Genomic DNA, 21,626 nt, shown 5'->3' on the forward strand with positions numbered 1-21,626 from the left:
CCACCGCCCCGGCCCTGGGACGGGCCCAGCCGCCCCGACTGCCGCCCCGCCGCACCACCGCCCTCCCCGCCCCCGGCCGGGCCGGACCCCGCGCCCGGCCCGGCCACGGCGATCTGAACCCCCTGGTCGGCGAGGGCCTGGAGCTCGGTCAGGGCACGGTCGTCATGGGCGGGCGGCTCATCGGTCACCAGCCTCGTGATCACATCGGTGGGCACGGTCTGGAACATGGTGTCGGTGCCCAGCTTCGTATGGTCGGCGAGCACGACCACCTCCGCCGCCGCCTGGACCAGCGCCCGGTCGACGCTGGCCGAGAGCATGTTGGAGGTGGACAGGCCGCGCTCGGCGGTCAGCCCGCTGCCGGACAGGAAGGCGCGCGAGACCCGCAGCCCCTGCAGGGACTGCTCGGCGCCGCTGCCGACCAGGGCGTAGTTGGAGCCGCGCAGGGTGCCGCCGGTCATCACGACCTCGACCCGGTTGGCATGCGCCAACGCCTGTGCGACCAGCAGGGAATTGGTGACCACGGTCAGCCCCGGAACCCGCGCGAGCCGGCGCGCCAGCTCCTGCGTGGTGGTTCCGGCACCGACGACGACGGCCTCGCCCTCGTCGACGAAACCGGCCGCGAGATCGGCGATGGCCGTCTTCTCCGCGGTCGCTAGATGGGATTTCTGCGGGAAGCCGGACTCCCTGGTGAATCCGCCCGGCAGCACCGCACCGCCGTGCCGGCGGTCGAGCAGTCCTTCTGCCTCCAGCGCCCGCACATCACGCCGTACGGTCACTTCGGAGGTCTGGACGACGCGGGCGAGCTCCCGGAGCGACACCGCTCCGTTCGCACGCACCATTTCAAGGATCAATTGGCGACGTTCTGCAGCGAACACGAAACTGACAGTAACGCCAACGACCGTCTGTTTTCAGCAGCTTGCACCAATTAGCAGAAGTTGTTCATCTGTGAGGGCACGAAGTGCTATAAGGACCGAGTCTATGACTCTTCCTGCGTCTTCCGGGTGTGCAACTGCCGCGCCACCTCGGCGATCGAACCGGACAGCGAGGGATAGACCGTGAACGCGTTGGCGATCTGCTCCACCGTCAGATTGTTGTCGACCGCGAGCGATATGGGGTGGATCAGTTCGCTGGCCCGCGGCGCGACCACCACACCGCCGACCACGATGCCGGTGCCCGGACGGCAGAAGATCTTGACGAAGCCGTCCCGGATGCCCTGCATCTTCGCCCGCGGATTGCGCAGCAGCGGCAGCTTCACCACCCGGGCGTCGATCTTCCCGCCGTCCACGTCCGCCTGGGAGTAGCCGACCGTGGCGATCTCCGGGTCGGTGAAGACGTTCGCGGACACCGTCTTCAGGTTCAGCGGCGCCACCGCGTCCCCGAGGAAGTGGTACATCGCGATCCGGCCCTGCATCGCCGCCACCGACGCCAGCGCCAGCACCCCGGTGCAGTCACCGGCCGCGTAGACGCCCGGCGCGCTGGTCCGGGACACCTTGTCGGTCAGGATGTGACCCGACTCCGCGAGCTTGACCCCGGCCTCCTCCAGGCCGATGCCCGCCGTGTTCGGGATCGAGCCGACCGCCATCAGACAGTGGGTGCCGGAGATGACCCGCCCGTCCGAGAGCGTGACCTCGACCCGGTCCCCCACGCGCTTGGCGGCCTGCGCCCGCGACCGGGACATCACGTTCATCCCCCGGCGCCGGAAGACGTCCTCCAGCACCGCCGCCGCGTCCGGGTCCTCACCCGGCAGCACCCGGTCCCGGCTGGAGACCAGCGTGACCTTCGATCCCAGCGCCTGATAGGCGCCCGCGAACTCCGCGCCGGTGACACCGGAGCCGACCACGATCAGCTCCTTGGGAAGCTCGTCGAGGTCGTACACCTGCGTCCAGTTCAGGATCCGCTCACCGTCCGGCTGCGCGTCCGGGATCTCCCTCGGATGGGCGCCGGTCGCCACCAGCACCGCGTCCGCCACCAGCGTCTGCTCGGTGCCGTCCGCGGCCCGCACGATCACCCGCCGCGAGCCGTCCAGCGACTGCTGCGGCTCCAGCCGCCCGCGCCCGCGCAGCACCCGGCCGCCGGCCCGGGTGACCGAGGCCGTGATGTCGTGCGACTGGGCCAGCGCGAGCCGCTTCACCCGGCGGTTGACCTTGCCGAGGTCCACGCCGACCACCCGGGCCGTCTGCTCCAGCGGCGGGGTGTCGTCGGCGACGATGATCCCCAGCTCCTCGTAGGAGGAGTCGAACGTCGTCATCACCTCAGCGGTGGCGATCAACGTCTTCGACGGCACGCAGTCGGTGAGCACCGACGCCCCGCCCAGACCGTCGCAGTCGACGACGGTCACCTCCGCGCCGAGCTGCGCGGCGACCAGCGCCGCCTCATAGCCGCCGGGTCCGCCACCAATGATCACGATCCGAGTCACATGCTCCATTGTCCCGCACCGGTTCGGCCGACTTCAGTCCGGGGGGTTTCGGGCCGTGACCGACACCGCGGGGCCGTGACCGGCGCCCCGGAACGATTCGGGCCGTGACCGGCGTATGAACCTCCCGCCCCGAGGGGCGCTCCACCCCTCTCCCGTACCCTCGGACCCATGTCGCTCTACGCCGCGTACGCCGGCAACCTCGACGCGCGGCTGATGTCCCGCCGCGCACCGCACTCACCGCTGCGCGGAACGGGCTGGATCAACGGCTGGCGCCTCACCTTCGGCGGTGAGCAGATGGGGTGGGAGGGGGCCCTGGCCACCATCGTGGAGGCGCCGCGCTCCCAGGTCTTCGTCGCCCTCTACGACATCGCGCCCATGGACGAGGACTCCATGGACCGCTGGGAGGGCGTCGGCCTCGACATCTACCGCCGGATGCGGATCCGCGTCCACACCCTGGACGGCGACGAGCCCGCCTGGCTGTACGTCCTCAACGGCTACGAGGGCGGCCTGCCCTCGGCCCGCTACCTCGGCGAGATCGCCGACGCCGCGGAATCCGCGGGCGCGCCGCACGACTACGTCATGGAGCTGCGCAAGCGGCCCTGCTGAAGTCGGCCGGGTCCGGCACCGGACCACGGACGAGCGGACCCGGCGCCGCGGTGCGAAGCCTTCGAATACAACGATCCGAACACCTCGTCGCCCGTTCGTCTACGCGCGTAGGCAGTAACCGGCTACCCTCGTGCGCGTGAACGCATCAGTTACTTGGGACAGCCAGGACGACCCGCACGCCGCGGCCGACGCCGCCGCCACCCGCCTGCGCGAGCTGACCGGCGCGGATACCCATGACGTCGCCCTGGTCCTGGGCTCCGGCTGGGTCCCCGCCACCGACGCTCTCGGGGCGCCCGAGCACGAGTTCCCCGTCACCGAGCTGCCCGCCTTCCCGCCGCCCGCCGTCGAGGGCCACGCGGGCCGGATCCGCTCGTACCAGCTGGACGACAACAAGCGGGCGCTGGTCTTCCTGGGCCGTACGCACTACTACGAGGGCCGCGGTGTCGCCGCCGTCGCACACGGCGTGCGCACCGCCGTCGCCGCCGGCTGCAAGACCATCGTCCTCACCAATGGCTGCGGCGGCCTGCGCGTGGGCATGCGCCCCGGACAGCCGGTGCTGATCAGCGACCACATCAACCTCACGGCCACCTCACCGATCGTGGGGGCCAACTTCGTCGACCTCACCGACCTCTACTCCCCGCGGCTGCGCGCCCTGTGCCGGCAGATCGACCCGACCCTGGAGGAGGGCGTCTACGCCCAGTTCCCGGGGCCGCACTACGAGACCCCCGCGGAGATCAACATGGCCCGGACCATAGGGGCCGACCTGGTGGGCATGTCCACCGCCCTCGAGGCGATCGCGGCGCGGGAGGCCGGGGCGGAGGTCCTCGGGATCTCCCTGGTCACCAACCTGGCGGCCGGGATGACCGGCGAACCCCTCAACCACGAGGAGGTCCTCCAGGCCGGTCGCGACTCCGCCTCCCGCATGGGGAGCCTGCTCGCCAAGGTCCTCGACCGCGTGTGACCTCGCCGGCCGGGCGACGGCCGACCTCGCCGGTCAGGCGACCCGCTCAGCGAGGGTGAGCGGGGCCGGCCGAGGTGTGCTGGGTGGGCCGGGGCGGGGCTCTGTGCGGCGTCATGGCGTGCTGCACGGGTACTCACCCCTCAAGCAACTGAACAGCGGAACCCTGGGGCCTGAACGGGGCCGGGGTGCGCGATGGCGCCGTGGGTGGTGCCGGGTGCGGGGCCTCCGGCACCCACCACCCAACCGACCGCGCACCCACGGCAACCCCGCCACCGTCCAACGAAACGCACCGCACCCGCGCCACCCACGCCCGCACCCACACCCCCGTCCACGTCCACCCCCGAAACCCCGCCCCCCGACAAACGACCACCCCCAGGAGGCCCCCCATGGCCACGGAGCCCGCTCTCATCGCCCAGGCCCGCACATGGCTCGCCGAGGACCCCGATCCCGAGACCCGCGCCGAGCTCCACACGCTGCTCCAGGCCAACGCGCTCGACGAGCTGGCCGAACGGTTCTCCGGCACGCTGCAGTTCGGCACCGCCGGGCTGCGCGGTGAGCTCGGCGCCGGCCCCATGCGCATGAACCGCGCCGTCGTCATCCGCACCGCCGCCGGCCTCGCCGCGTACCTCCGCGAGCGCCACGCGGACGGTCGCCACACGGGCGGTCGCCACACGGGCGGTCTCGTCGTCATCGGGTACGACGCCCGCTACAAGAGCGCCGACTTCGCCCGCGACACCGCCGCCGTCATGACCGGTGCCGGTTTCCGCGCCGCGCTTCTGCCCCGGCCCCTGCCCACCCCGGTCCTCGCCTTCGCCATCCGTCACCTCGGCGCCGTCGCCGGCGTCGAGGTCACCGCGAGCCACAACCCGCCCCGCGACAACGGCTACAAGGTCTACCTCGGCGACGGCTCCCAGATCGTTCCGCCCGCCGACGCCGAGATCGCCGCCGAGATCGCCGCAGTCGGCAGCCTGAACGACGTGCCCCGCCCGGACACCGGCTGGGAGACGCTGGGCGACGACGTCCTCGAGGCGTACCTGGCTCGCACGGACGCCGTCCTCACCCCGGGCTCCCCCCGCAACGCCCGCGTCGTCTACACCCCGCTGCACGGCGTGGGCCTCGAGACGCTGACCGCCGCCTTCGCCCGTGCCGGTTTCCCGGCGCCCACCGTGGTGCCCGAGCAGGCCGAGCCCGACCCGGCGTTCCCGACCGTCGCGTTCCCCAACCCGGAGGAGCCGGGCGCGATGGACCTGGCGTTCGCGACGGCGCGCGAGGCCGGCCCGGACATCATCATCGCCAACGACCCGGACGCCGACCGCTGCGCCGTCGCCGTGCCGGCCACCGCGCATCCCGCGGCCCCCACGGACACCGCCGACTGGCGCATGCTCCGCGGTGACGAGGTGGGCGCCCTGCTCGCCACCCATCTGGTCCACAAGAGGGCCCGCGGCGCCTTCGCGACCACGATCGTCTCCTCGTCGGTCCTGTCCCGGATCGCCGATGACGCCGGGCTCCCGTACGCGGAGACGCTGACCGGCTTCAAGTGGCTGGCCCGCGTGGACGGGCTGCGGTACGCCTTCGAGGAGGCGCTCGGCTACTGCGTGGACCCGGAGGGCGTGCGCGACAAGGACGGCATCACGGCCGCACTGCTCGTCGCCGAGCTGGCCTCCGAGCTCAAGGAGCAGGGGCGCACGCTCGCCGATCTGCTGGACGACATCGCGGTCGCCCACGGTCTGCACGCGACCGACCAGCTGTCCGTCCGGGTCACCGACCTCGCCCTGATCGGCACCGCGATGAAGCGGCTGCGCGCCCAGCCGCCCGCCGAACTCGCGGGGCTCGCCGTGACCTCGGCGGAGGACCTGTCACGGGGTACGGAGACGCTGCCCCCGACGGACGGCCTGCGGTACCGGCTGGCCGGGAACGGGGAGGTCCGGGCCGCCCGCGTGGTCGTCCGCCCCAGCGGGACCGAGCCGAAGCTGAAGTGCTATCTGGAGGTGGTGGTGGACGTCCCCGCGGCGGACGCCCTGGCCCCGGCCCGCACCACGGCGGAGACCGTGCTGTCCGCGCTCAAGAAGGACCTGTCGGCCGCGGCCGGGATCTGACCGGCCGGTCAGCCGATCGCCAGCATGATCCCCAACAGCACGGCCCCCGCCACCGTCGGCGCGATGACCTCGAACGCCCACCGCACCTCGGGCGCCCCCTGGGCGCCCTCGCGCCGGGCGTTGGTCTCGGCCATCTCGCGCAGATCGCCGATCGCCGCGTCGGAGGGGGCCCGCCGGTCCTCCTCGGCCTTGTCCGCCGTGACATGGGCGGAGGTACGGCCGAAGGGGTCCTCGGAGGCCGCCCTGGCCTGCTGCCGGGCGGCCCGCTTGCGCTGGCGCAGGGAGACCGGGATCGCCCACAGCTGGTACTTCGCCCCGCCCGCCAGCACCTCGCTGGTGTAGCCGGCGCGGAGCCCCTCGACCGCGGCCCAGGGCAGGGTGATGGTGCGGAACGGGTTGCGGACGAGCAGCCGGTCCTGGCCGGCGTACACCGCCGGGCGCACCGTGTAGGCGATCACCACCGGCACCGCGCACAGCAGTCCGGCCAGCGCCAGCCACGGCGTCCGTCCCTCGCCCCGGATCATCGCGTCGATGCCCAGCCAGCCGCCGAGCGCGAGCAGCAGCACGCCGCTCACGATGCCGCCCGTGGAGCGGTAGACCCGGTCGGAGAAGGTCTCGGAGGCGGAAGGGGCCGAGTCGTCAGCGGGGCTCGTCATGCGCCCGATTGTGCACCACCCGCGTTCCCCGACGGATTCCGGAGCCGGGGGTGACATCCGACTACGCGCGTAGATATGCTCATCTGGTGACCATGCCCACCACAGTTCCCGCATACGGCACGGAGGCCGCGGAGCGACTCGCGTCGATGGCGGACGTGACCGCGAGCGACAGCGCCCTGCGCCGCTTCCTGCACGGCCTGCCGGGCGTCGACGCGGTCGGCCTCCAGGCCCGTGCCGCGACCCTCGGCACCCGCTCGATCAAGACCACGGCGAAGGCGTACGCCATCGACCTGGCGATCTCGATGATCGACCTGACGACCCTGGAGGGCGCGGACACCCCGGGCAAGGTCCGGGCCCTGTGCGCCAAGGGGATCAACCCCGATCCCACCGACCGCACCGTCCCCCGGGTCGCGGCGATCTGCGTGTACGGCGACATGGTGGCCACCGCGAAGGAGGCCCTGCGGGGCAGCGGCGTCCAGGTGGCCGCGGTCGCCACCGCCTTCCCCTCCGGCCGGGCCGCGCTGCCGGTCAAGCTGGCCGACACCCGGGAGGCGGTGGCCGCCGGCGCGGACGAGATCGACATGGTGATCGACCGCGGCGCCTTCCTCTCCGGCCGCTACCTCGAGGTCTTCGAGGAGATCCGGCGGGTGAAGGAGGCGTGCCTGCGCGAGGACGGCACGGCGGCCCACCTCAAGGTCATCTTCGAGACCGGTGAGCTCCAGACGTACGACAACGTCCGCCGCGCCTCCTGGCTGGCGATGCTCGCGGGCGCGGACTTCATCAAGACCTCCACCGGCAAGGTGGCCGTCAACGCGACCCCGCCCGTCACCCTCGTCCTGCTGGAGGCGGTGCGCGACTTCCGCGCCGCCACGGGTGTCCAGGTGGGGGTGAAGCCCGCGGGCGGCATCCGCACCTCCAAGGACGCGATCAAGTACCTGGTGATGGTCAATGAGACGCTGGGCGAGGAGTGGCTCTCCCCGGAGTGGTTCCGCTTCGGCGCCTCCAGCCTGCTGAACGATCTGCTGATGCAGCGCCAGAAGCTGAGCACCGGCCGGTACTCCGGTCCCGACTACGTGACGGTGGACTGATACGCCATGCCCGTTTTCGAGTACGCGCCCGCGCCGGAGTCCCGCGCGGTCGTCGACATCGCCCCGTCCTACGGGCTCTTCATCGACGGCGAGTTCGCCGAGGCCGCCGACGGCAAGGTCTTCAAGACCGTCTCCCCCGCCACCGAGGAGTCGCTGTCCGAGGTCGCCCACGCGGGCGCCGAGGACGTGGACCGCGCGGTCAGGGCCGCCCGCAAGGCGTTCGGGACCTGGTCCGCGCTCCCCGGCTCGGAGCGCGCCAAGTACCTCTTCCGCATCGCGCGCATCATCCAGGAGCGCTCCCGGGAACTGGCGGTCCTGGAGTCGCTGGACAACGGCAAGCCGATCCGGGAGTCCCGCGACGCCGATCTGCCCCTGGTCGCGGCCCACTTCTTCTACTACGCGGGCTGGGCCGACAAGCTCGCCCACGCGGGCTACGGCCCCGACCCCCGGCCCCTGGGCGTGGCCGGGCAGGTCATCCCCTGGAACTTCCCGCTCCTCATGCTCGCCTGGAAGATCGCCCCGGCGCTGGCCACCGGCAACACGGTCGTCCTCAAGCCCGCCGAGACGACCCCCTTGAGCGCCCTGTTCTTCGCGGACATCTGCCGTCAGGCGGGGCTGCCCAGGGGCGTGGTCAACATCGTCACCGGCGACGGCTCGACCGGCGCCGAGCTGGTCGCCCACCCCGGCGTCGACAAGGTGGCCTTCACCGGCTCCACCGAGGTCGGCAAGGCCATCGCCCGTACGGTCGCCGGTACGCGGAAGAAGCTCACCCTCGAACTCGGCGGCAAGGCCGCGAACATCGTCTTCGACGACGCCCCCATCGACCAGGCGGTCGAGGGCGTCATCGGCGGCATCTTCTTCAACCAGGGCCACGTCTGCTGCGCGGGCTCCCGCCTGCTGGTCCAGGAGTCCGTCCAGGACGAGCTGCTCGACGCGCTCAAGCGCCGGATGCGCACCCTGCGGGTCGGCGACCCGCTGGACAAGAACACCGACATCGGCGCGATCAACTCGGCCGAGCAGCTGGCCCGTATCCGTACCCTCGCGGACGCGGGCGAGGCGGAGGGCGCCGAGCGCTGGGCGCCGGAGTGCGAACTGCCCAGCACCGGCTACTGGTTCGCGCCCACCCTCTTCACCGGCGTCACCCAGGCCCACCGGATCGCCCGGGAGGAGATCTTCGGCCCGGTGCTGTCGGTGCTGACCTTCCGCACCCCCGACGAGGCCGTGGCCAAGGCCAACAACACGCCGTACGGCCTGTCGGCGGGCATCTGGACGGAGAAGGGCTCGCGCATCCTGGCCATGGCGGACAAGCTGCGGGCCGGTGTGATCTGGTCCAACACCTTCAACACGTTCGATCCCGCCTCCCCCTTCGGTGGCTACAAGGAGTCGGGTTACGGCCGCGAGGGCGGCCGCCACGGCCTGGAGGCGTACCTCGATGTCTGAGAAGTCCGAGAAGCACGACGAGCGCCTGAGCGTGCTCAAGACCTACAAGCTGTTCGTCGGGGGCACGTTCCCCCGGTCCGAGAGCGGGCGGGTGTACGAGGTGACCGACTCGCAGGACAGGTGGCTCGCCAACGCGCCGCTGGCCTCCCGCAAGGACGCCCGGGACGCGGTCGTCGCCGCGCGCAAGGCGTTCGGCGGCTGGTCGGGGGCGACGGCGTACAACCGCGGTCAGATCCTGTACCGGATCGCCGAGATGCTGGAGGGCCGCCGGGACCAGTTCGGCCACGAGGTCGCCCGCGCCGAGGGCCTGTCCAGGACCAAGGCCACCGCCGCCGTGGAGGCCGCGATCGACCGCTGGGTCTGGTACGCGGGCTGGACCGACAAGATCGCCCAGGTGGCCGGCGGCGGCAACCCGGTGGCCGGGCCCTTCTTCAACGTCTCCTCCCCCGAGCCGACGGGCGTGGTCGCGGTCCTGGCCCCGCAGGAGTCGTCCTTCCTGGGCCTGGTCTCCGTGATCGCCCCGGTCATCGCCACCGGCAACACGGCGGTCGTGGTGGCGAGCGAGACGTCCCCGCTGCCGGCCCTGTCCCTGGGCGAGGTCCTGGCGACCTCCGACCTCCCGGGCGGCGTCGTCAACGTCCTCTCCGGCCGCACCGCCGAGATCGCCGCGCCGCTCGCCGCCCACCAGGACGTCAACGCGATCGACCTGACGGGCGCCGGCGAGGCGCTCGCGAAGGAGCTGGAGATCGCGGCGGCGGACAACCTCAAGCGCGTCCTGCGTCCACAGCCTGTGGACTGGGCGGCCGACCCCGGCACCGGCCGCCTCCTCGCCTTCCTGGAGACCAAGACCGTCTGGCATCCGATGGGCGTCTGAACGAACGCCCCGATCAGGACCCGTCCGGCCCGGACCGCACCGGCACAACGGCCGCGGGCGGTCGTCTGACGACCGCTTCACGCGGAGGTCACACGGGGGTCACGCGGGCGCAAGGATGCGTCACACTGGTGTTCCGTGACCAGCCAACCGCCTTCCGCCCGCGTCGTCCTGCTCTCCGGCCCCTCGGGATCGGGCAAGTCATCGCTCGCGGCCCGCTCCGGGCTCCCCGTACTCAACCTCGACGACTTCTACAAGGAGAGCGGCGACCCGACGCTCCCCCCACTCGCGGGCGGCGGGGGCGCCGACTGGGACTCGCCCCTGTCCTGGGACGCGGACGCGGCGGTCGCGGCGGTCGAGGAGCTGTGCCGTACGTCACGGACCACGGTGCCGCTGTACGACATCGCCACCAGCTCCCGCGTCGGCGCGGAGACACTGGACATCGGACGGGCACCGCTGTTCATCGCCGAGGGCATCTTCGCCGCCGACATCATCGGCCGGTGTGCCGGCCTCGGGGTGCTGGCGGACGCGCTCTGCCTGCGCGGCCGTCCCTTCACCACCTTCCGGCGCCGGCTGCTGCGCGATCTGCGGGAGGGCCGTAAGCCGGCGCTCTATCTGCTGCGGCGCGGCTGGCGGCTGATGCGCGCCGAGCGCGGGATCGTGGCCCGCCAGACGGGCCTGGGCGCGTACGCGTGCGGCAAGGACGCGGCGATGGGCCGGATAGCGGCGGCGGGCCGGCGGACCCCCGTCACCGGCCAGAAGTCCCCCGTATAACGAGCCTTACGTGACGACAAAAGGTGCGAGGCCGGACAGACCCCCCTCGGCTGTCCGGCCTCGCACCTGTTTCCCCCGTATCCCCCGTTTCCCCCGTTTTCCCCCGATGCGCCACTCCCCCTCGACGCTCCGGAATCCCCCGTTTCAGCCGCCTTCGTCCGTTCCGCCGCCGTCAGGCGACCAGTTCGCCGAAGGACTCCCGCTCGTCACGGCCGAAGCTGAGGGCCTCGTCCTCGCGCAGCCGGCGCAGAGAGCGCCAGATGCTGCTTTTGACCGTTCCGACACTGATGTTGAGTATGTCCGCGATTTCCGGATCCGTCCGGCCCTCGTAGTAGCGCAGCACCAGCATCGTGCGCTGCAGTTCGGGCAGGCGGGCCAGGGCCTGCCACAGCACGGCGCGCAGTTCGGTGCCGCGCATCGCGTCGTGGTCGCCCGCCGTCTCCGGCAGCTCCTCCGTCGGGTACTCGTTGAGCTTGCGCCGACGCCAGGCGCTGATGTGCAGATTGGTCATGGTGCGGCGCAGATAGCCGCCGACCGCCGCCTTGTCGCTGATCCGGTCCCAGGCCCGGTAGGTCGAGAACAGCGCGCTCTGCAGCAGGTCCTCGGCCTCGAAGCGGTCCCCGGTCAGGTGGTAGGCGGTTGCGTACAGGGAGGCGCGGCGCTCCTGGACGTAGGCGGTGAACTCCGCCTCCGACGCGGTGCGCCGCTCCCCCTCTGCCTCCCCGTACGGGCTTCCCCCGCGTCCCCCCGGTCCCCCGTTGTCCCCCCCGAGGCCGTGACCGGCCTCCTTGTCCCCCGTGATCGCGTCAATGGCCACCATGTAAGGAGGCCGCTGACGCCCGGCGCCGCGAGCGCACCCCCGCCCGCTCACGGCACCGGACTTCTCGTGGCCCCGGCCGGCGTCGTGGAGGCGCGTGCGAACTGCGCTGGTGGTGGTGAAGTGCAGTGTGCTCATTTCGCGCCCCCCGTCGGTGGAGCCTGATCGGTTTGCTGCCGGTCGTCCCGGCCGGTGGTGTCCCGCCCGGTGACACAGAAGACTCTGCCGGGCCAGTTTCATGGGGGTGTCTGTCGACTGTCACAGCCTCGTCACAGGGGATCGAGCCGATAAACCCCCGGCGGTCGAACTACAGGCCCCTTGTAGGCCAGAATGACCAACGTGCCTTTCCTGTTGCTGATCGAGGACGACGACGCCATCCGCACGGCCCTCGAACTCTCGCTGTCCCGCCAGGGCCACCGTGTGGTGACCGCGGCGACGGGCGAGGACGGCCTGAAACTGCTGCGCGAGCAGCGGCCGGATCTGATCGTGCTGGACGTGATGCTGCCCGGGATCGACGGCTTCGAGGTGTGCCGCCGGATCCGCCGTACCGACCAGCTGCCGATCATCCTGCTGACCGCGCGCAGCGATGACATCGACGTCGTGGTCGGCCTGGAGTCCGGCGCCGACGACTATGTGGTCAAACCCGTACAGGGCCGGGTGCTGGACGCCCGGATCCGCGCGGTGCTGCGGCGTGGCGAGCGGGAGGCCAACGACTCCGCGGCCTTCGGCAACCTGTTGATCGACCGCGCGGCCATGACGGTCACCAAGAACGGTGAGGATCTTCAGCTCACCCCCACCGAGCTGCGGCTGCTGCTGGAGCTCAGCCGCCGGCCGGGGCAGGCGCTGTCCCGGCAGCAGCTGCTGCGGCTGGTGTGGGAGCACGACTACCTCGGGGACTCGCGGCTGGTCGACGCGTGTGTCCAGCGGCTGCGGGCGAAGGTGGAGGACGTGCCGTCGTCACCGACGCTGATCCGCACGGTGCGCGGGGTCGGATACCGGCTGGACGCGCCCCAGTGAGCGACACCGGGTCGACCGCGACGCCCGCGCCCGCGCCGCACGGGCGGAGCGGCGAACAGACGGTGAGAGGCACGCGCGGGGGCGGAGAAGTACGGAATTGAGCGCAGTGAGCGAGGAGCCCGGCCGAGCCCGGGGCTGGGCCGCGGGGCTCTTGCGGTGGTTCAGCCTCAGACTGCGGCTGGTGCTGGTGTTCGGTCTGGTGGCGCTGACCGCCGCCGTGTCCGCGTCGGCCATCGCGTACTGGCTGAACCGGGACGCGGTGCTGACCCGTACCCAGAACGCGGCGCTGGACGAGTTCCGCAAATCGCTGAAGGACGACACCGACCCGCTGCCCTCCGTTCCCACCTGTCCCGAACTGCGGGACGCCGCGACTCGTATGGCGGACAACACCCAGAAGTACGAGGTGCTGCTGATCACCCGGACCCGGGGCGGCGGGAGCTGCTCCGCGGCCTCGGACAAGGATCTGTTCACGCTCGACGTGGTGCCCGCGTCGCTGCGGCGCGCGGTGGACCAGAAGCGTTCGGTGGACAAGGGGAACGCCTCTCCGTACCACCTCTACTGGCAGCGGATCACACTGCACGGCACCCCGTACCTGGTCGGCGGGGCCAGGGTGAACGGCGGCGGGCCGACCGGCTATCTGCTCAAGTCCCTGGACACCGAGCGCCAGGACCTCAACTCCCTGGCCTGGTCGCTGGGGATCGCCACCGCCCTGGCGCTGATCGGCGCCGCGCTGCTGGCGCAGGCTGCCGCCGCCACGGTGCTGCGGCCGGTGCGGCGGCTCGGCGAGGCGGCGAACCGGCTGGGCGAGGGACATCTCGACACCCGGTTGCAGGTCTCCGGCTCCGATGAGCTGGCCAATCTCTCCCACACCTTCAACCGGGCCGCGGAGCGGCTGCAGAAGCGGGTGGCGGAGCTGTCCGCGCGGGAGGCGTCCAGCCGGCGCTTCGTCGCGGACATGTCGCATGAGCTGCGGACCCCGCTCACCGCGATCACGGCGGTCACGGAGGTGCTGGAGGAGGAGGCCGATTCGCTCGACCCGATGATCGCTCCGGCGGTGCAGCTGGTGGTGAGCGAGACCCGGCGGCTGAACGACCTGGTGGAGAACCTGATGGAGGTGACCCGCTTCGACGCGGGCACGGCCCGGCTGGTGCTCGACGACGTCGATGTCGCCGACCAGGTGACCGCGTGCATCGACGCCCGCGCCTGGCTGGACGCGGTGGAGCTGGACGCGGCGCGCGGGATCGTGGCCCGGCTCGACCCCCGGCGGCTGGACGTGATCCTGGCCAACCTGATCGGGAACGCGCTCAAGCACGGCGGTTCGCCGGTGCGGGTCTCGGTGCGCACCGAGGGCGACGAGCTGCTGGTCAAGGTCCGGGACCACGGTCCGGGCATCCCCGAGGACGTGCTGCCGCATGTCTTCGACCGCTTCTACAAGGCGAGCGCGTCCCGCCCCCGCTCGGAGGGCAGCGGGCTGGGACTGTCGATCGCCATGGAGAACGCGCATATCCACGGCGGCGACATCAGCGCCGCGAACTCTCCGGACGGCGGCGCCGTCTTCACGCTGCGGCTGCCGATGGACGCCTCACCGATCGCCTCCGACCAGGCCGCGGACGAGCGCGACCGCGAAGGCGCCGTCGAGGGCGACGGCGCCGGTACGGTCCCGCGCCAGGGCAAGGGCAAGGGACGGGGCAGGGGCGCGGCCGGGAAGGCGGCCAGGGCCAAGCACCCGGACGCGGACGCTGACACGGGCACGGGCACAGTCGAGAACACGGGCAGGAACACGGCCGGGGGCCGGAACGAGGAGGGCAGGCCATGAGCGGGCGGTGGAGCCGGTCGGCCGCTCTCCTGCTGACCGGCGCGGTCACGCTGCTGGCGGCCGGATGCGGGATACGCGGCACCTCGGTGCCGGTGGACGCCGGGGCGGCGCCCTCGCGGGCGTCCTGCCGGACACCCGCGTCGGAGCGGACCGCCGAGGGGGTGGGCGAGGTCTCCGTACGGATCTATCTGCTGTGCTCCTCGCGGATCCTGTCGGTGAGCCGGAGCGCGGGGCTGGACGACCGGAAGCGCTCGCCGAAGCCGGCGCGGCTCGCCGAGGCGCTGCTGGAGCAGCTGCGGTTGCCGCCGACGGCGGCGGAGGCGGCGGCCGGGTTCACCACGGAGGTCGAGGACTGGGTGGAGGTCTCCGGTCCGGCCGAGGACGACCCGGACAGCGCGGTGCGGCTGAACCGGCCGCCGGAGGAGATCCAGTCCCTGGCGCTGGCGCAGATCGTCTGCACCTTCGCGGACACCACGGTGGCCGGCAAGGGGGGCACGGTGGTACTCGGCGGCCCGGACAGCCAGCGGGACCCGCTCAAGGCGTACCAGTGCACCGAGGAGATGCGCCGCAATCCCAGGACCGCGGTCACCTCCGGGGTACTGGTGTCCTGATTCGCCACCCGTCGGCACCGTCCCGTCCCGGACCGGCGACCAGTCGGTAACAAGGTGCTGACCAGCGGGGCGTGGGCGGAACCAGGACCCCCGCACGGGGCGTCCTGGTTGTCGTGCAGGGTCCTTCCGGCCGCAGGGCCGCCTTCCGCTACCGCGTCGCGGGCTTCGTCCTCCTCGTCGCACACCTTTCGTTCGTCTGCTGGCTGACCCTGCGACCGGTGAACGTCCCCTGGGTGTCCGCCGCGCACCTCGAACCGCTGGCCACCATCCGCGCCGATCTGGCGCTCAGCCCCTGGGGCGCCGTTCGTTCCATCGGGGGCGGGCTGCTGCTGCTCGCGCCGCTGGGGGTGCTGCTGCCGCTGGCGGGGGGCCGGGTGGAGGCGTATCCGCTGGCCTCGCTGATCCGTACGGCCTTCACGGGGGCGATGGTGTCCCTGGGGCTGGCGCTGCTGCGCAGTGAGGTGACCGGGCAGATCATGAACGTGGACGCGGTGCTGCTGAACACCGTCGGGGTCGCGCTCGCGCATGTGCTGGTGGTGCCCGCCGCCCGGGTGCTGCTCCGCCGCCGGGCCGACCGGGCGCGGGCCGCCGCCCTCCCCCGGGAGGACGGCGCCCAGGCCCCGACCCCGACGATTCCCAGGGTCGGGATCGCACCGTGGAGCGACGTCTCCTCCGGCACGCGGACATAGCGTTGACGACATCGGGAAGCCGTCCTTTCCGAGTACATCCGACGACGAGGAGGAGTCCCACCATGGCCGCACCGCTGGTCCGCCCCCGCCACGGCAAGAGGATCGCCGGTGTCTGCGCCGGTCTCGCCCGGCGCTTCGGGACCACTCCGACGACGATGCGGGTGCTGTTCGTGGTCTCGTGCCTGCTGCCGGGGCCGCAGTTCCTGCTCTACCTCGCGCTGTGGTTCCTGCTTCCGGCGGAGGACGCCTACCGCGAGGCGTGGTGACGGCTGCGGGAGGTCCCCGCCGGACGCTGGCGCTCCGGGAGGACGCCCACCGCGAGGCTGGTGACCCGTACGGCGCGGCCCCGCGCATACGGAACGGAACGGGCCCGCACCCCCGGCGGGGTGCGGGCCCGTTCCGTGTGCCCGAGCGGCGGCTCAGCCCAGCTTGACCAGGCCCAGGCCGCTGCCGATGGGCAGCTGGCTCAGCAGCCCCTGGCCGGGCTTGGCCTGGGGGGCGGCGGGCTTGCCGACCGGGGACGAGGGCTTGGCGGCGGCACCGCCCGCGGAGCCACCGGGGACCGGTCCGCCACCGGCCGCCGACGCGGCGCTGCCGCCGCCGAGGACGGCGGCGGCACCGAGGGCAATGACACCGAGAGTCTTGAGGGTTCCCTGCTTCATCAGAAATCTGTCCTTGAGACGGGGGCTTGACCGATACGGAAACGTAACCGTGGATTTCGGCTGCCCGCAAACAGGGAAAACGCCCTCCGAGAGCTCTCCCAGGTCTTTTGCCGAGTTCCCTCGTTCAGTCGCTCTTGGCAGCGGAGCCCCTGGTCACAGAGGGTCCCGGGGCCACCTGACGGAACAGCCATTCGGACTTCAACTCGGCGTACCCGGGCTTGATCACGTCATTGATCATGGCGAGACGTTCGCCAAAAGGAATGAAGGCCGATTTCATGGCATTGACCGTGAACCATTGCATGTCGTCGAGCGTGTAATGGAACGTTGATACAAGATGCTGGAATTCCTGGCTCATGCTCGTCCCGCTCATCAGACGATTATCCGTGTTCACGGTGGCCCGGAAATGGAGTCGGCGGAGCAGTCCGATGGGGTGCTCGGCGTACGAACTCGCCGCGCCGGTCTGGAGGTTGGAGGTCGGGCACAGCTCCAGCGGAATGCGCTTGTCCCGGACGTAGGAGGCCAGACGGCCGAGGGTGAGGGTGCCGTCGTCCGCGACCTCGATGTCGTCGATGATGCGGACACCGTGGCCCAGCCGGTCGGCGCCGCACCACTGGAGCGCCTGCCAGATGGACGGCAGCCCGAACGCCTCGCCGGCGTGGATCGTGAAGTGGTTGTTCTCCCGCTTCAGGTACTCGAAGGCGTCCAGGTGGCGGGTGGGCGGGAAACCGGCCTCGGCGCCCGCGATGTCGAAGCCGACCACGCCCAGATCGCGGTAGCGGTTGGCGAGTTCGGCGATCTCCAGGGCGCGGGCCGCGTGGCGCATCGCGGTCAGCAGCGCGCCGACGCGGATGCGGTGACCGTTCTCCCAGGCCCGCCGCTCGCCCTCGCGGAAGCCCTCGTTGACCGCCTCGACGACCTCCTCCAGGGTCAGCCCGCCCTCGAGGTGCTGCTCGGGGGCGTAGCGGATCTCGGCGTAGACGACACCGTCCTCGGCGAGGTCCTCGGCGCATTCGGCGGCGACCCTGACGAGCGCGTCACGGGTCTGCATCACGCCGACGGTGTGGGAGAACGTCTCCAGGTAGCGCTCCAGCGATCCGGAGTCCGCCGCCTCGCGGAACCAGAGGCCGAGCTTGTCGGGCTCGCTCTCCGGCAGCGCCTCGTACCCCGTCTCCCTCGCGAGGTCGATGATGGTGCCGGGGCGCAGCCCGCCGTCGAGGTGGTCGTGCAGCAGCACCTTGGGGGCGCGGCGGATCTGTTCTGGGATGGGCTCGTGGGTGTGCTCGCTCGTCATCTGCGCACCATAGCGCCTACGCGCGTAGAGCGTGGGGGATAGATACGGAACAGTGACCCGCACGGGTAGTGGAGTACACCAGTCCTTCTGCGATCGTGGCGCCATGGCTCAGCAAGCGTTGCCCGAACGGGGCGCACGGCTGGGGCGGCCGATGGGCGCGGCCGCCGCACGAAGGACCGTACACGGTGTGGTGCTGCTGCTCCCCGGGGGCGAGCCCAGCGGGACGAGACGGCCCTCCAGACTCTCGGTGGCCGCCGTGCTGCCGCTCGCCCGGCGGCTGGTCCGGGCGGGCCGGGACGAGGGGCTGACCGCCCATGTCGTCCACTACCGGTGCCGGGGCTGGAACGGAGCCGCCGCCGATGCCGCGGCGGACGCCGGGTGGGCCGTGGAGGAGGCGGTACGGCGCTACGGCGACGTACCGGTCTGCCTCGCGGGCCACGGGATGGGCGGACGCGCCGCCCTCCGCGCCGCCGGCCACCCGGCCGTCAGCTCGGTGGTGGCGCTGGCGCCCTGGCTTCCGGCGCCGGACGAGGTGCTCGAACCCGAACCGGTGAAACAGCTGGTGGGGCGGCAGGTGCTGATCGCTCACGGCACGAACGACGAGCGGACCGACCCCGAGCTGTCCTACCGGCTGGCCGAGCGGGCGAAGAAGGCCAACCGCGATGTGTGCCGCTTCGAGGTGCACACCGACGGGCACGGGCTGCATCAGCACCGCTCCGAGGTGCAGGCGCTGGCCGTGGACTTCCTGCTCGGCTCCCTCTTCCACTCCGGCTACTCCCGCCCGGTCGCCGACGCCCTGGCGGCGCCGCCGCCACTGGGGCTGCGGATGCCGCTGGCGGCGGGATTCGGGGCGAATCTGCGGCACTGAGCGCGTTCGCGTCGCGGACGCGCCTGGCGAGGGCCGCGCCCGGCGGGGCGTGCCCGGCGGAGGCCGTACCCGACAGAGGCCACGCCCGACGGAGGCCGTGCCCGACGGGGCCGCGCCCGGCGGGGCGTGCTCGCCGTTGCCGGGTGCGGCGCCGTCTCGCGCCTTCGGCGCCTTTGAGCATGGGTCGGGGGTGCCGGGCCGGGGCCTCACGCCGTCCGCCGGACCGGTGGGGGCGCGTGCCGGTGGCGGCTCCCGTGACCGGGGGCCGAGGCCGATACCGGACAGCAGGGGGGTGGGGTACCCCTCTGGAAACTGATTGACCCATTAGTTGCGTCAGATCAAGCATTTTCGGAGGGGTACCGGGAGGGGGCGTCCCGACTGCCCGCAGTCCGGAGGCGCCCCGGCCGCCGAGCGCGGGAGCCGCCACCGGCGCCCACACCGACGGGCCCGGCGGACGGCGGCGGCGCCGCACCCCCGCCCCCCCCCCCCGCTGCTCAACTGCGCCGAAGGCGCGAGACGAAAGCCGCACCCGAAAGACGGCCCCGGCCTCGTCGCCCCCCGCCCCGGCCGCGTCGCCCCGGCCCCAGCCCTCTCGCCCCCGGCCCCCTCGCCCCCTCGCCCCCGGCCCGCACGGGCGAAGGGGCCGACCCGCCGGGACAGTGGCGGGGCGGCCCCTTCGGGCTTCAGGAGGTCGGGGTCGGGGGCCAGGCTAGGCCGGGGCAGCGCACAGCTCGCGCCGCGCGGCCTCCGCACGCCGTTCGGCCCTCGCCTTCCGCGTGGCGTACACCGTGATCCCCGCCGCGACGCCGACCGCGACCAGGCCCATGGCGACCGTGCCGCCCCATCCGGCGAGGTGGAAGGCGAACGCGCCGAGCGCGCCGCCCACGCTGCTGCCGATGTAGTACGACGCCTGGTAGAGCGCCGCGGCCTGGGCGCGCCCGGTCTTGGCCGTACGGCTCACCGCCGAGGACGCCGCCGCGTGGCCCGCGAAGAAGCCCGCGGTGATCAGCACCAGACCGGCCAGCACCGCCACGATCGAGTTCAGCAGGGAGATCAGCAGTCCGGCCGCCGTCGTGGACACCGCCACGTACAGCGCGCCGCGCCGGCCGAGCCGGCCGACCAGCTTGCCGGTCGCCGCCGAGGAGACCGTACCGACCAGGTAGATCAGGAAGATCGAGCCGACCACGCTCTGCGACAGGCCGAAGGGCTGGGCCACCAGGCGGTAGCCGATGACCGTGTAGACCCCGCCGAAGACAGTCATGAACAGCGCGCCGATCGCGTACAGCCGGCACAGCAGCGGATTGGAGAGATGACCGGCGAGGGTGCGGGCCAGCGCCCGCGGGCTCACCGCGGCCGGGGTGAAGTTCCGGGCCCTGGGCAGCAGCAGCCGGAAGGCCACCGCGCACAGCAGCGCCATCGCGCCCACCGCGGCCAGCGCGGCCCGCCAGTCCCAGACGTCGGCCACCCAGCCGGTGAGGATCCGGCCGCTCATACCGCCGACGCTGTTACCGGCCACGAACAGCCCGATCGCGCCGACCAGCGCCTTGGAGTCCACCTCTTCCGACAGGTACGCCATCGCGGAGGCGGGGATCCCCGCCAGCGCCGCGCCCTGGACCGCGCGCAGGGCGATCAGCCAGCCCAGGTCCGGCGCGAAGGGCACCAGCAGGGCGAGAGCGACCGCGACCGTGAGCGAGGCGGTCATCATGGCACGCCGTCCGAACCGCTCGGACAGCGCGCTCAGCGGCACGACCGCGAGCGCCAGGCCGAAGGTGGCCGCGGAGACGCTCCAGCTGGCCTGGTCCGCCTGGACCCGCAGATCGTCGGAGATCGCGGGCAGCAGCGCCTGGGTCGAGTAGAGGAGGGCGAAGGTGGCGAGTCCCGCGGTGAAGAGGGCGAACCGCATCCGGAGGTAACCGGGGCGGCCCGGACTCATCCGCCCGGTCGAAGCGTCTGTCGAGGCGGCGGCCGAGGTGACGGGCGCCGCGTCGGGCTCGGAGGGGTTCGGGTTCGTGGACGTCGGAGCGGAGGCGTCCACGCGGTGGTTTCCGTTGGACGCCTTGGTATCAGCAGGAGGCATGGTTCGACCGTACGTATCCACGGTTGATGCGTCCAATGCACGGAATGGCGATAATCGATCCACGACAGCATGAGTAAAGGTCAGGGTCATCCGTGTCACGCAACAGTTACGAAAACGACATTCCGGTGACAGCAGATCTCGAGGCCGGGTCCTGGGCCGCCGCCCTGACGCCGCGCCTCGCCCAGTTCGCCGCCGTCGCCCGCCATGAGCATGTGACGCGGGCCGCACAGGAGTTGGGAGTGCCCCAGTCGACGCTCAGCCGGGCCATGGTCCGGCTGGAGGAGGACCTGGGCGTGGTGCTCTTCGCCCGCCGGGGCCGTACGGTGGCGCTCACCCCGGCGGGGCGGACGTTTCTGCACGCGGTCGAACGGGCCCTCGCCGAGGTCGACCGCGCCGCCGAGTCCGTACGGGCCGACGCCGATCCGGCGGCGGGCCGGATCTCGTTCGGCTTCCTGCACACGCTGGGGACCGAGACCGTGCCCGGTCTGATCCGGGCCTTCCGGGTGGACCATCCGCGGGTGCGGTTCCAACTGGTCCAGAACTACGGCGAGGCGATGCTCGAGCGGATGCGGGCGGGCGGCCTCGATCTGTGTCTGACCTCCCCCGTGCCGGACGCCCCCGATCTGGTCGCCCGCCGACTGGACGAGCAGCGGCTGCGACTGGTGGTCCCCGACGACCACCGGCTGGCCGGCCGCCGCCGGGTCCGGCTCGCCGAGGCCGCCTCGGAGCTGTTCGTCACCCTGGAACCGGGCTACGGGCTGCGGCGCATCACCGACGCGCTGTGCGCCGAGGCGGGGTTCGCCCCGCGGATCGCCTTCGAGGGCGAGGAGGCGGAGACCCTCCGCGGGCTGGTCGCCGCCGGCCTCGGCG

21 protein-coding genes are annotated in these 21,626 nt (G+C 72.3%); 14 read left to right on the forward strand and 7 right to left on the reverse strand.

The genetic code is table 11. The annotated features are described in order from the left end of the window. Positions 1–839, reverse strand: an 839-nt coding sequence (locus AXW62_RS04730; protein ID WP_060943372.1) for a DeoR/GlpR family DNA-binding transcription regulator, incomplete at its 3' end; no start/stop codon positions are given. Positions 840–976: 137 nt separating this feature from the next. Then, positions 977–2,425 (reverse strand): NAD(P)H-quinone dehydrogenase, encoded by a 1,449-nt coding sequence (locus AXW62_RS04735; RefSeq protein WP_030843731.1) that lies wholly within the window; start codon positions 2,423–2,425, stop codon positions 977–979. Between the two features lie 159 nt (positions 2,426–2,584). Between AXW62_RS04735 and AXW62_RS04740 the strand changes: the two genes are divergently transcribed. The 3 genes from AXW62_RS04740 (at position 2,585) to AXW62_RS04750 (ending at position 6,079) form a co-directional block, all read left to right on the forward strand. Further along, the gene (locus AXW62_RS04740) at positions 2,585–3,022 is read left to right on the forward strand and encodes a gamma-glutamylcyclotransferase family protein (RefSeq protein ID WP_030843724.1); all 438 of its coding nucleotides are present in this window, start codon (positions 2,585–2,587) and stop codon (positions 3,020–3,022) included. Positions 3,023–3,158: 136 nt separating this feature from the next. After that, complete coding sequence (locus tag AXW62_RS04745) at positions 3,159–3,983, forward strand: purine-nucleoside phosphorylase (protein WP_030843721.1); 825 nt, start codon at positions 3,159–3,161, stop codon at positions 3,981–3,983. Positions 3,984–4,369: 386 nt separating this feature from the next. Next, positions 4,370–6,079, forward strand: coding sequence for a phospho-sugar mutase (locus tag AXW62_RS04750; RefSeq protein WP_060943373.1), 1,710 nt, complete (start codon positions 4,370–4,372; stop codon positions 6,077–6,079). A gap of 8 nt (positions 6,080–6,087) precedes the next feature. Here the strand turns inward: AXW62_RS04750 and AXW62_RS04755 are convergent, their stop codons facing one another. Beyond that, positions 6,088–6,735: a PH domain-containing protein gene (locus tag AXW62_RS04755; protein WP_060943374.1), complete on the reverse strand. Its 648-nt coding sequence runs from the start codon at positions 6,733–6,735 to the stop codon at positions 6,088–6,090. A 92-nt stretch (positions 6,736–6,827) separates the two neighbouring features. Here AXW62_RS04755 and deoC point away from each other — a divergent pair, with 92 nt between their 5' ends. The 4 genes from deoC to AXW62_RS04775 all read left to right on the forward strand — a co-directional run bounded on the left by deoC (position 6,828) and on the right by AXW62_RS04775 (position 10,908). Then, a complete protein-coding gene (deoC, locus tag AXW62_RS04760) occupies positions 6,828–7,823 on the forward strand; it encodes a deoxyribose-phosphate aldolase (protein WP_079115477.1) in 996 nt (331 codons plus the stop codon). A gap of 6 nt (positions 7,824–7,829) precedes the next feature. Further along, on the forward strand, positions 7,830–9,263 hold the full coding sequence (locus AXW62_RS04765; RefSeq protein ID WP_060943376.1) for an aldehyde dehydrogenase family protein: 1,434 nt from the start codon (positions 7,830–7,832) through the stop codon (positions 9,261–9,263). Then, the gene (locus AXW62_RS04770) at positions 9,256–10,137 is read left to right on the forward strand and encodes an aldehyde dehydrogenase family protein (protein ID WP_060943377.1); all 882 of its coding nucleotides are present in this window, start codon (positions 9,256–9,258) and stop codon (positions 10,135–10,137) included. The genes AXW62_RS04765 and AXW62_RS04770 overlap by 8 nt, the downstream gene beginning before the upstream one ends. Before the next feature lie 135 nt (positions 10,138–10,272). Further along, positions 10,273–10,908, forward strand: a complete 636-nt coding sequence (locus AXW62_RS04775; RefSeq protein WP_060943378.1) for a nucleoside/nucleotide kinase family protein — start codon at positions 10,273–10,275, stop codon at positions 10,906–10,908. Positions 10,909–11,080: 172 nt separating this feature from the next. Here AXW62_RS04775 and AXW62_RS04780 read toward each other — a convergent pair whose 3' ends face one another. After that, positions 11,081–11,863, reverse strand: coding sequence for a SigE family RNA polymerase sigma factor (locus AXW62_RS04780; RefSeq protein ID WP_060943379.1), 783 nt, complete (start codon positions 11,861–11,863; stop codon positions 11,081–11,083). 201 nt (positions 11,864–12,064) lie between these two features. Between AXW62_RS04780 and afsQ1 the strand changes: the two genes are divergently transcribed. The 5 genes from afsQ1 (at position 12,065) to AXW62_RS04805 (ending at position 16,124) form a co-directional block, all read left to right on the forward strand. After that, on the forward strand, positions 12,065–12,742 hold the full coding sequence (gene afsQ1 / locus AXW62_RS04785) for a two-component system response regulator AfsQ1 (protein WP_173669732.1): 678 nt from the start codon (positions 12,065–12,067) through the stop codon (positions 12,740–12,742). A gap of 97 nt (positions 12,743–12,839) precedes the next feature. Continuing rightward, a complete protein-coding gene (locus tag AXW62_RS04790; RefSeq protein ID WP_060943380.1) occupies positions 12,840–14,558 on the forward strand; it encodes an ATP-binding protein in 1,719 nt (572 codons plus the stop codon). After that, positions 14,555–15,169, forward strand: a complete 615-nt coding sequence (locus AXW62_RS04795; protein WP_060943381.1) for a hypothetical protein — start codon at positions 14,555–14,557, stop codon at positions 15,167–15,169. The genes AXW62_RS04790 and AXW62_RS04795 overlap by 4 nt, the downstream gene beginning before the upstream one ends. A gap of 113 nt (positions 15,170–15,282) precedes the next feature. Further along, positions 15,283–15,858, forward strand: coding sequence for a VanZ family protein (locus AXW62_RS04800; protein WP_060943382.1), 576 nt, complete (start codon positions 15,283–15,285; stop codon positions 15,856–15,858). 62 nt (positions 15,859–15,920) lie between these two features. Next, entirely contained in the window at positions 15,921–16,124 is a 204-nt protein-coding gene (locus AXW62_RS04805; RefSeq protein WP_060943383.1) for a PspC domain-containing protein, read from the forward strand. Positions 16,125–16,277: 153 nt separating this feature from the next. Here the strand turns inward: AXW62_RS04805 and AXW62_RS04810 are convergent, their stop codons facing one another. Both AXW62_RS04810 and AXW62_RS04815 read right to left on the reverse strand, forming a co-directional pair. Continuing rightward, positions 16,278–16,520 (reverse strand): hypothetical protein, encoded by a 243-nt coding sequence (locus AXW62_RS04810; protein WP_030840610.1) that lies wholly within the window; start codon positions 16,518–16,520, stop codon positions 16,278–16,280. Positions 16,521–16,644: 124 nt separating this feature from the next. After that, a complete protein-coding gene (locus tag AXW62_RS04815) occupies positions 16,645–17,811 on the reverse strand; it encodes an adenosine deaminase (protein ID WP_060943384.1) in 1,167 nt (388 codons plus the stop codon). A gap of 103 nt (positions 17,812–17,914) precedes the next feature. On the opposite strand from AXW62_RS04815, the gene AXW62_RS04820 reads away from it, so the two are divergent. Beyond that, on the forward strand, positions 17,915–18,679 hold the full coding sequence (locus tag AXW62_RS04820) for an alpha/beta hydrolase (protein WP_079106613.1): 765 nt from the start codon (positions 17,915–17,917) through the stop codon (positions 18,677–18,679). A gap of 709 nt (positions 18,680–19,388) precedes the next feature. Here AXW62_RS04820 and AXW62_RS04825 read toward each other — a convergent pair. Continuing rightward, on the reverse strand, positions 19,389–20,756 hold the full coding sequence (locus tag AXW62_RS04825) for an MFS transporter (protein WP_060943386.1): 1,368 nt from the start codon (positions 20,754–20,756) through the stop codon (positions 19,389–19,391). A gap of 125 nt (positions 20,757–20,881) precedes the next feature. Here AXW62_RS04825 and AXW62_RS04830 point away from each other — a divergent pair. After that, the coding region (locus AXW62_RS04830; RefSeq protein ID WP_079115476.1) for a LysR family transcriptional regulator at positions 20,882–21,626 on the forward strand (745 nt) is incomplete at its 3' end.

The organism is Streptomyces hygroscopicus subsp. hygroscopicus, assembly GCF_001553455.1.
Taxonomy (GTDB): domain Bacteria; phylum Actinomycetota; class Actinomycetes; order Streptomycetales; family Streptomycetaceae; genus Streptomyces; species Streptomyces hygroscopicus.

Coding starts and splice junctions, on each gene's coding strand:
- AXW62_RS04770 (WP_060943377.1), top strand. CDS start 9,256: ATGTCTGAGAAGTCCGAGAAGCACGACGAGCGCCTGAGCGTGCTCAAG.
- AXW62_RS04795 (WP_060943381.1), top strand. CDS start 14,555: ATGAGCGGGCGGTGGAGCCGGTCGGCCGCTCTCCTGCTGACCGGCGCG.
- AXW62_RS04750 (WP_060943373.1), top strand. CDS start 4,370: ATGGCCACGGAGCCCGCTCTCATCGCCCAGGCCCGCACATGGCTCGCC.
- AXW62_RS04820 (WP_079106613.1), top strand. CDS start 17,915: ATGGCTCAGCAAGCGTTGCCCGAACGGGGCGCACGGCTGGGGCGGCCG.
- AXW62_RS04825 (WP_060943386.1), bottom strand. CDS start 20,756: ATGCCTCCTGCTGATACCAAGGCGTCCAACGGAAACCACCGCGTGGAC.
- AXW62_RS04780 (WP_060943379.1), bottom strand. CDS start 11,863: ATGAGCACACTGCACTTCACCACCACCAGCGCAGTTCGCACGCGCCTC.
- AXW62_RS04740 (WP_030843724.1), top strand. CDS start 2,585: ATGTCGCTCTACGCCGCGTACGCCGGCAACCTCGACGCGCGGCTGATG.
- deoC (WP_079115477.1), top strand. CDS start 6,828: ATGCCCACCACAGTTCCCGCATACGGCACGGAGGCCGCGGAGCGACTC.
- AXW62_RS04815 (WP_060943384.1), bottom strand. CDS start 17,811: ATGACGAGCGAGCACACCCACGAGCCCATCCCAGAACAGATCCGCCGC.
- AXW62_RS04735 (WP_030843731.1), bottom strand. CDS start 2,425: ATGGAGCATGTGACTCGGATCGTGATCATTGGTGGCGGACCCGGCGGC.
- AXW62_RS04810 (WP_030840610.1), bottom strand. CDS start 16,520: ATGAAGCAGGGAACCCTCAAGACTCTCGGTGTCATTGCCCTCGGTGCC.
- AXW62_RS04765 (WP_060943376.1), top strand. CDS start 7,830: ATGCCCGTTTTCGAGTACGCGCCCGCGCCGGAGTCCCGCGCGGTCGTC.
- AXW62_RS04755 (WP_060943374.1), bottom strand. CDS start 6,735: ATGACGAGCCCCGCTGACGACTCGGCCCCTTCCGCCTCCGAGACCTTC.
- AXW62_RS04805 (WP_060943383.1), top strand. CDS start 15,921: ATGGCCGCACCGCTGGTCCGCCCCCGCCACGGCAAGAGGATCGCCGGT.